Source organism: Brevundimonas sp. UBA4553 (assembly GCF_002387245.1).
Lineage (GTDB): Bacteria > Pseudomonadota > Alphaproteobacteria > Caulobacterales > Caulobacteraceae > Brevundimonas.
The window spans coordinates 71,425-79,615 of the sequence record NZ_DGLD01000016.1; the positions used below are offsets into that span (position 1 = coordinate 71,425).

Annotated in this window: 7 protein-coding genes; 3 read left to right on the forward strand and 4 right to left on the reverse strand. The window is 69.1% G+C overall.

Annotated features, from left to right (window positions below):
* Positions 1–15: 15 nt before the first annotated feature.
* Both B4A39_RS11115 and B4A39_RS11120 read right to left on the reverse strand, forming a co-directional pair.
* Positions 16–762: a pseudouridine synthase gene (locus B4A39_RS11115; RefSeq protein WP_292036566.1), complete on the reverse strand. Its 747-nt coding sequence runs from the start codon at positions 760–762 to the stop codon at positions 16–18.
* Positions 763–1,662, reverse strand: coding sequence for a class I SAM-dependent methyltransferase (locus B4A39_RS11120; protein WP_292036567.1), 900 nt, complete (start codon positions 1,660–1,662; stop codon positions 763–765).
* A gap of 217 nt (positions 1,663–1,879) precedes the next feature.
* On the opposite strand from B4A39_RS11120, the gene recQ reads away from it, so the two are divergent.
* Positions 1,880–3,754 (forward strand): DNA helicase RecQ, encoded by a 1,875-nt coding sequence (gene recQ, locus B4A39_RS11125; protein WP_292036573.1) that lies wholly within the window; start codon positions 1,880–1,882, stop codon positions 3,752–3,754.
* Here recQ and B4A39_RS11130 read toward each other — a convergent pair.
* Positions 3,712–5,058, reverse strand: a complete 1,347-nt coding sequence (locus B4A39_RS11130) for a hypothetical protein (RefSeq protein ID WP_292036568.1) — start codon at positions 5,056–5,058, stop codon at positions 3,712–3,714. The genes recQ and B4A39_RS11130 overlap by 43 nt on opposite strands.
* A gap of 150 nt (positions 5,059–5,208) precedes the next feature.
* Between B4A39_RS11130 and B4A39_RS11135 the strand changes: the two genes are divergently transcribed.
* Positions 5,209–6,717: a S41 family peptidase gene (locus tag B4A39_RS11135; protein WP_292036569.1), complete on the forward strand. Its 1,509-nt coding sequence runs from the start codon at positions 5,209–5,211 to the stop codon at positions 6,715–6,717.
* A 4-nt stretch (positions 6,718–6,721) separates the two neighbouring features.
* On the opposite strand, the gene B4A39_RS11140 is transcribed toward B4A39_RS11135, so the two are convergent.
* Positions 6,722–7,600 carry an alpha/beta fold hydrolase gene (locus B4A39_RS11140; RefSeq protein ID WP_292036570.1) on the reverse strand — a complete coding sequence of 293 codons (879 nt, stop codon included), beginning with the start codon at positions 7,598–7,600 and terminating at the stop codon, positions 6,722–6,724.
* Between the two features lie 102 nt (positions 7,601–7,702).
* Between B4A39_RS11140 and B4A39_RS11145 the strand changes: the two genes are divergently transcribed.
* A complete protein-coding gene (locus B4A39_RS11145; protein WP_292036571.1) occupies positions 7,703–8,149 on the forward strand; it encodes a surface-adhesin E family protein in 447 nt (148 codons plus the stop codon).
* Positions 8,150–8,191 lie beyond the last annotated feature (42 nt).

Here is an 8,191-nt window from a genome sequence, read left to right on the forward strand (position 1 = left end):
CTTAAATCCTCAGCCCTACGCCGGTTCCGCGAAGATCAGCTCGATCTCTTCCGACGTCAGCAGTCGCCATTGGCCCGGCGTCAAATCGTCCGGCAGGACCAGGCCGCCCAGCCGCTCGCGGTGCAGGGCCTCGACGTGGTTGCCGGCGGCGGCGAACATGCGGCGCACCTGATGATAGCGACCTTCGGTCACCGTCAGCAGGGCCTCGGTCGGCGACACCACCTCGAGAATGGCGGGCGACAGCGGCTTGTCCTCGCCCTCCAGCACCAGGTCGCCCGAGGCGAACAGCGCGCCTTCGGTCCCGGTCAGAGGCCGCGCCAGCGTCGCGCGATAGACCTTGGCCACGTGGCGCTTGGGCGAAATCACCCGATGCAGCAGGTCGCCGTCGTCGGTCAGCAGCAGCAGGCCCGAGGTCTGCTTGTCCAGCCGCCCGATGGTCGAGATGGCCGGATCGCGACGCTTCCACCGATCCGGCAGGATGTCATAGACCAGCGCCCCGTCTTCCTTGCGCGAACAGGTCATGCCCAGCGGCTTGTTCAGCAGCATGACCAGACCGGCCACAGGGTCCAGCGGCTCGCCGTCGATCTCCATCCGCGTCGGCAGGTCGGGCGTCACCGGGATGCGCTTGGACACGTCGGTCAGATCGGCGCCGTCCAGCACGATGCCGCCCGCCTTGCCCATCCGCGCCATCTCGGTCCGAGAGCCGTAGCCCATCGAACCGAGCAGCTTGTCCACGCGGCTCGTGGGGGTCTTGGCCGCCACCTACTTCACCGCCTCAAAGATCTTGTAGCCGCCCTTGTCGAGCAGCGGCTTGACCCGCTTGAAGGCCGCGTTCAGCTCGGCCTCGTAGGGCAGGTGCCGATTGGCCACTAGCCACAGCACGCCGCCGGTCTTCAGCAGGGCCGCCGCCTGACGGATGAAGTTCTGGCCCAGGCGCCGGTCCTCGGTCCCGCCGTCATGGAAGGGCGGATTGCTGACGATGAAATTCAGCTCGCCCTCGGTCGCCAGGGTGCGCACATCGGCCCATTCAAAGGCGGCGCGCGGGTCCTCGACGTTCTTCTTCGCCGCCGCGATGGCGCGCCGGTCGATGTCGACCAGACGCAAGGACGTCACCGCCGGCGAGCGCAGCGCCACAAGCGACAGCGCCCCGAAACCGCAGCCCAGATCGGCGCCCGCCCCCTTCAGCGGCGGCATGACCTCGGCCAGCAGGGCCGTGCCCGGATCGACCCGGTCCCAGGCGAAGACGCCGGGTTGAGACCAGGCTTCCAGCCCCTCGACCTGTCGCAGCCCGCCCGCTGCAATGGCCGCATCCAGACCATTTATGCTCTCGGGCCGGGTGACGACGCAGCGGCGATGGTGGGCCTTGGCGGTCTCGCCGACTTCCAGACCAAAATCCTTCAACTCCTTGCCCAGACGCGAGCCGCCCTTGCTCTTGTGCGCCATGACGTCGAGGCGTCCGCCGACCTTCAGCGCGCGCAGCGCCATGGCCAGGGTATAGCGCCGTTCCACCACGCCGGGCGGAGCATAGATCATCGCCTCGTCCACCGAACCGGGAGCGAGGTCTTCCAGCGAAATCGAGCCAGGGATCAGGGGCGAGGTCTGCTGGGCGCCGGTCGGAACGTCGAACACCGCCGGCGGGCGGCCATAAAGGATCGTGGTCATGGGGCGGGCCTATAACGCTTTCCTCCCTGTTCGCGAAGCGCCCACGCCCCCGTCATCCCGGGGCTGCGCAGCAGAACCCGGGACCCAGACGCCCGCTCTCGCGGTGATGCGGCGTCATGACCCTCCGCCTGGGTCCCGGATCGGCCTGCGGCCGTCCGGGATGACGGCAGAACTGTGCAAGGGTGACACCCCGGAACGGATCAGGCACAACCCGCCGATGCTCGCAGACCCCATCCCTTCCGTTTCGGCCGCTCCGCTTGACCTGAGCGCCGCGCGCGAGGTTCTGGGACGGGTGTGGGGGCACGCCGACTTCCGCGGCCTGCAAGCCCATGTCGTGGCCGAGGTTCTGGCCGGACGCGATGTCATGGCCGTGCTGCCGACCGGCGGCGGCAAGAGCGTCTGCTATCAGATCCCCGCCATCCTGCGCCCCGGCGTCGGTCTGGTGGTGTCGCCGCTGATCGCCCTGATGACCGATCAGGTCGAGGCCCTCAAGCAGCAGGGCGTGGCCGCCGCCCGCCTCGATTCCGGCGTGCCGATGGAGGAACGCTCCGCCATCTGGCGCGCCGCGCGCTCCGGCGAACTGGACCTGCTCTACGTCTCGCCCGAAGGCCTGGCCGCCGGCTCCATGCTGGAGCGGCTGTCCGAGATCGACCTCAGCCTGATCGCCATCGACGAGGCCCACTGCGTCAGTCAGTGGGGCCACGACTTCCGCCCCGATTATCGCTCGCTGGGCCGTCTGGCCGAGATCTTCCCCGGCGTCCCGCGCATCGCCGTCACCGCCACCGCCGACGCCCGCACGCGCGACGACATCCTCGCCTCCCTGCGTCTGGGCGAGGCCCGCGTCTTCGTCGACAGCTTCGCCCGCCCGAACCTGCAGCTGTCCGCCGAGCGCAAGATCAACGGCTCGCGCGCCCGCACCGACGCCGCCGTGGTCGAGCTGGTGCGCGAGCGGCGTGGCAAGTCGGGCGTAGTCTATTGCGGCAGCCGCGACGGCTGCGAGCGCGTGGCGCAAACCCTGCGCGACGCCGGCACCAACGCCATCGCCTATCACGCCGGCTTCGACGCCAAGGACCGCGACCGGCGGCTGGAACGGTTCCTGGCCGAAGACGGGGCCGTCATGGTCGCCACGATCGCCTTCGGCATGGGGGTGGACAAGCCCGACGTCCGCTTCGTCATCCACGCCGACCCGCCGGGTTCACTGGAAGCCTACTGGCAGGAGATCGGCCGCGCCGGACGCGACGGCGAACCCGCCGAGGGCATCACCCTCTACGGCCCTTCCGACATCGCCTGGTCACTGCGCCGCCTCGAAGGTCGCCCCATGGCCGAGGAGGTCAAGCAGGTCCAGACCCGCAAGGTGCGCCAGCTGTTCGCCATGCTGGACGGCGCCGTCTGCCGCCCTCAGGCCGTGCGCCGCTACTTCGGCGAGACCGACGCTGCGCCCTGCGGCGTCTGCGATATCTGCGGCGACCCGCCCGCCACCTTCGACGCCGTGGTTCCGGCGCAGAAGGCCCTGGCGGCGGTGCAGCGTCTGGGCGAACGCTTTGGCCGAACCCGCGTGGTCGACCACCTGCTGGCCAAGACCAAGGACGTCCAGAACTGGGAGTCGAATCTCTCTACCTGGGGCATCGGCGCCGACCTGTCGCTGACCGCCTGGCGCGACGTCATCGATCACCTGCTGTTCGAGGGCCTTCTGGTCGAGGACCCGAACGAGGGCAAGCCCATCATCCAGTTGGGCGACTCTGACGCTGTCCGCGCCGTCTATCGCGGCGAACGTCCCATTCAGGTGCGCAAGGCCCCGGTCCGCGTGGTCGAGACCGAACGCCCGCGCCGCAACGCCGGCCGCAACCTGGCCGCCGAAGCCCTGGACACAGACGTCCGCGCCCGCTTCGAGGTCCTGCGCGCCTGGCGCCGCGACCGCGCCGCCGAGCAGCATGTCCCCCCCTATGTCATCTTCCAGGACAAGACCCTGGTCGAGATCGCCCTCAGCGAGCCCCGCAACCTCGACGCCCTCGGCCGCATCTCCGGCGTCGGCGCCGGCAAGCTGGAACGCTACGGCAAGGGCGTGCTGGAGGCGCTTTCGGCCGCAGCCTGATCCGCCTCGCGCGCCAGCACGACCGGGTCGTCGCCCAGCCCCGGCGCCACCTGCACCGGCCAGCGGCAGGCGCTGGCCGGTCCAAGCCCGCTCTGACTGCTGCTCGACATAGGTTCCAGCGTTCCGTTCATGCGACGCTCGACATGCTCGCGCACCGCCGCCGTCGAGGGGCGGGCGTTGAAATGCGTCAGGGTCGAACGACCGTCGCAGCGATACTCGTCCAGGAACCAGACCGCCTCCTGGCCCACGAAACCGTCCCGACGCGTCAACCAGATCGCGCGAGGCGCGGCCCGCTCGTCCGTCAGCGTAGTCAGGACGACCATCTCTCCTTCCAGCCCCGGGAACAGGGCGCCGTCGCGCGCAAACAGTTCGGCGCTTCCGCCCGACACCGCAAACGTTTCCAATATCCGCGTCGCCGGCTCGGCGCGCAGGGCCGTGACCGAGGCCGCCGTCAGCGCGTCGCGTTCACGACGATAGCCGACCCAGTCCTCGCGCTGGGCCTCGGCGGCCATGACCACCTGGCTGGCGAAGGCGCCGATCGGCGCCGGCGCGGGCCGAGGCACAGGTGCCATCACGGTCACGGCGGCGTCCGGCTCTCCGGCGTCGAGATGAATCTGGGCGCGCATGACCCGCGCGTGCCACGAAGGCCGCCCCTCGCCGCACAGGGCGATGATCCGGTCGCTGGCCGCCGCGGCGCCTGCATGGTCGCCCATGGTGATGCGGAAGGCTGCATCGCCCCATAGGGCGTCGGTCGCCGCGCAATCGCTGACCGTGGCGGGGTCCACGCTATCGCCCGCGCTCAGGGTCTTTCGCACCATCTCCTCGCGAACGGCCGCGCCGGCGGGCAGCAAATCGATATAGGCCTCGGGCGAGCCGCAGATCGCCCCGCCCATGGCCGGTTCGCCCAGCAACAACATGGCGCCGCAGGCGTCCAGGCGGCGGGCCTCGGCGTCGCTGACGCCGGGCGAGCTGATCTGGGTCATGATGGTCGAACCCGGATTGCCGTTCACGCCAGGCACATAGATCGGCATCGCCTGGGTGCGCGTCTCGCCGGCCCGCGCGCGTAGGGCCTCCGCCCCCAGCGCATCCTTTTCCACTCCGCGCAGGCCGGTCTGCATCAGGAAGGACAGGGCGTACTGGGCGTGACGATCGCCGTTGTCGCTTCGTGTCCGCAGGCTTTCAACCGGTTCGGCGAAGGCCGCCTTCAGAGGCGCGTTGCGCACCACCGGATCGACGGTCGTCACGCATCCCGCCACGGTCAGCGCGGTCGCCAGCGCGCACCCGATCCTTGAATTCAGCCCCATGACGCCCCCTCGCTCCTTCCCTTCCCTAGACGCGTTTAACGAACGCGGTCCAGTGGCTGATGCAAGGCCATGACCAAAGCTTAACTGGCGCGACCTTCCTCGTGCTGTCACCCCTGCCCCCAAGGTCCGAGGCGGAACGGGGAACAGGACATGCAACGACATCTGGTGGCGGGCCACGCCCTGCTGATGGCCGCGAGCGCCGCCCAGGCTCAGGAAGCGCCGAGCGAAGCTGACGCGCCCAGGTCGATGGACCTTCCCCGCGACTGGTCCACGACCCTTATCCAGGATGCGACCGGCCTCCACGACATCATGGTCGACAGCCATCCCGGCACGCATGATCCGCTCAACCCCGCCTTCCGGCCTCGCCTCGACCAGGGTCTGACCGTGGCGCTGGAGCGGGCTCGCTCGACCACGGACGCCGGCGGCTGGTGGTGGGCTCTGCGGGCCTATGTCGCCAGCTTCGAAGACGGCCACGTCGGCATCAACATCACCCAGCCGAACTACGGCTTCTCCACGCGCTGGCCCGGTTTCCTGACCATCTATCGCGGCGCCGATCAGGTGGTGGCGGACCGCGACCCCGCCGATGCCTCGACCCCGCCTCTGGGCGCGCGACTGCTCGACTGCGACGGCGTCGGCGCTGAAGCTTTGGCCGAACAGCGTGTCGGCCAGTTCCGCGGTCGCTGGTTCCTGGAAGCCCAGCGCGTCCTCTACGGCGACTGGCAGTTCCTCAGTGCGCACAACCCCTGGATCGACGAGATGCGTCAGTGCCGCTTCGACGTCGACGGTGCGACCCGCACCTACGTCCTGGACTGGCGCGCCACGCCCGAGGACATCTACGCTCGCCGGGCCAGACTGACCCAGACCGCCTCCAGCGACTTCGGCCTCAGGCATTTCGATGACGGCGGCATGTGGATCTCGACCCCGTCGTTCAACGGCGATCCTTCCGGCGAGGTTCACGCCAGACTGACCGCCCTGATCGCCGACATGAAGACAAAGCAGGGCGCCCTGCGTCTGGCCCCCTATGTGGTGTTGGACCTGCGCGGCAACGGCGGCGGCTCCTCGCACTGGAGCGAGCTGATGGCCCAGATCCTGTGGGGCGACGACTGGATGATCGCCCACGTCGAGCCGACAGCCACGGCGGTTGAGTGGCGCGCCTCGGACGGCAACATCGCCCAGATTTCCGACTTCCTCGGCCAGCTTCGCGCCTCCAACGGCTCGCCGGAGTATATCGCCTGGGCCGAGAACGCCGTGAACGGCATGAAAGCGGCCCAGGCCGCTGGTCAGGTCTATTGGCGCAGCGCCAATGAGGAAGCCCCGGCGGACGCCGCCCCGCCGCCCGCCGCGCCGCAACTGATGGCGGGCCGCGTCTATGTCCTGACGGATTCCCGCTGCGGCTCGGCCTGTCTCGACGCCGTCGATCTGTGGAAGGCCGCGGGCGCGCTCCAGGTCGGACGCGAGACCTCAGCCGACACCGTCTATATGGACACCCGCAATCCGATCCTGCCCAGCGGCCTGGCTCAGATCGCCTTGCCGATGAAGGTCTATCGCGGTCGCGCGCGGGGCAGCAACGAGCCGCAAAGGCCGTTCTATGTCATTGAGGGCGACATGAGCGATGACGCCGCCCTGCTGGCGTCCATCCGCCGGCTTCAGCCGGACTGAAGCCTTAGCGCAGGAAGCGTTCGACCGCCGCCTGAAAACGGCGCGGCTGGTCGATCATGACCATATGCTCCGCCCCTTCAATGCGCTCGAAGGCGGCGGGCGTCCGCAGCGAGCGGTAGCCGGCGCGGAACAGGCCGTCGATGTGGCTGCGTGGACTGCGGTCGTCGGCGCTCCAGCCATAGACGACGGTGACCGGTGCTGTAATCGCGGGCAGCCGCGACCGCAGGTCCACCGTCATCACCTCATAGAGGCCTTGCGCCAGGGTTCGGCGGTCTCCGCCCTGCCATCCCAGGGTGCCGAACAGGCTGTCGGCGGCGCCGCCCATGTCGGCTCCCATGCTCCCGGCCTGGGTCTTCAGCGCCTCGTCTCCGAACAGCAGTAGCCCCTGATAGGCCAGCCGCGCCAGAGGCTCGACATCCCCCGTCGTCGCGCCCGCGCTGATCAGCGACGGGAAAAAGGGCGAAGCGTCCACCACCATGACCCGGCCCACGCGCTGGCCGGAGTCAGCTGCAACCCGAAGGGCGATCTGACCGCCCATGGAATGGCCGATGACGGCCGGTCGCGTCAGGCCCGCTTCGGCCATATAGCGCCGGATCTCGGCTGCCGCCGGGCCGCTGATCAGACCCTCGCCATTGCCGCCCGCCGGGACGTCGCCGAATCCGCGCACGGTGACCAGATGCACGCGATAACGATCATCCAGAGAGTCTGCGGTGCGCTTCCATACCGCCGAGGTGGAGGCCAGACCCGGGATCAGGATGACATCCGGGCCCGCGCCCCGCGCTTCGACCACGATCCGATCGGACTGGAAGGCCGCCGGGCTCGCCGCCAGGGCCAGCGTCGGCCCCCACAACAGGAACAACAGGCTCAGAATGATGCGCGTCATGGGGCCAGCCTAGTGGTGGATCGCGGCGAATAGTCGGCATAAAGAGCCAGTTGAAGTCGCAACGTTTTGGGTGTGAACTCACCCGATCCTGGGGAGGATCCGATGAAGCCAATCATTCTGACCGCCGTTCTCGCCACCGCTGCCGTCGCCTTTGCGGGCGCCGCCTCAGCCGAGGAATGGAACGCCTTCTCGCGCAACGCTCGACTGGTCTATCTGGCCGACGTCAGCGCCATCGCCACCGTGGGCGACACCACGGAGGTCCGTGTGGCCCGTGTCTCCACGCAAACGCCCGCCGGCGACTACAGCCACAAGATCGACGAGTATCAGTTCCGTTGCGCCGCCAGCCAGGCGCGCATCGTCGCCGAAACCGAATACGGCCCTGACGGCGCCCAGGTGGAGCGCTATCCCGAAGCCGACGCCCCCTGGGATGATATTCGCCCCAACAGCCTGATCGCCTATATCCAGCCCATCGTCTGCGAAGGCGCCCGCGCGGACGGCGCCAACTCGGCCTCTATCAAGGCCTTTGTCGATGGCGGGCGCGGCCAGTAGGGCTGCTCGCCAGACCATCCTGCACAGCAAAAAGGCCGCCCC

Bases quoted from the DNA above. Each gene is read 5' to 3' on its own strand.
- B4A39_RS11135 (WP_292036569.1), top strand. From the start codon at position 5,209: ATGCAACGACATCTGGTGGCGGGCCACGCCCTGCTGATGGCCGCGAGC.
- recQ (WP_292036573.1), top strand. From the start codon at position 1,880: ATGCTCGCAGACCCCATCCCTTCCGTTTCGGCCGCTCCGCTTGACCTG.
- B4A39_RS11130 (WP_292036568.1), bottom strand. From the start codon at position 5,058: ATGGGGCTGAATTCAAGGATCGGGTGCGCGCTGGCGACCGCGCTGACC.
- B4A39_RS11140 (WP_292036570.1), bottom strand. From the start codon at position 7,600: ATGACGCGCATCATTCTGAGCCTGTTGTTCCTGTTGTGGGGGCCGACG.
- B4A39_RS11145 (WP_292036571.1), top strand. From the start codon at position 7,703: ATGAAGCCAATCATTCTGACCGCCGTTCTCGCCACCGCTGCCGTCGCC.
- B4A39_RS11120 (WP_292036567.1), bottom strand. From the start codon at position 1,662: ATGACCACGATCCTTTATGGCCGCCCGCCGGCGGTGTTCGACGTTCCG.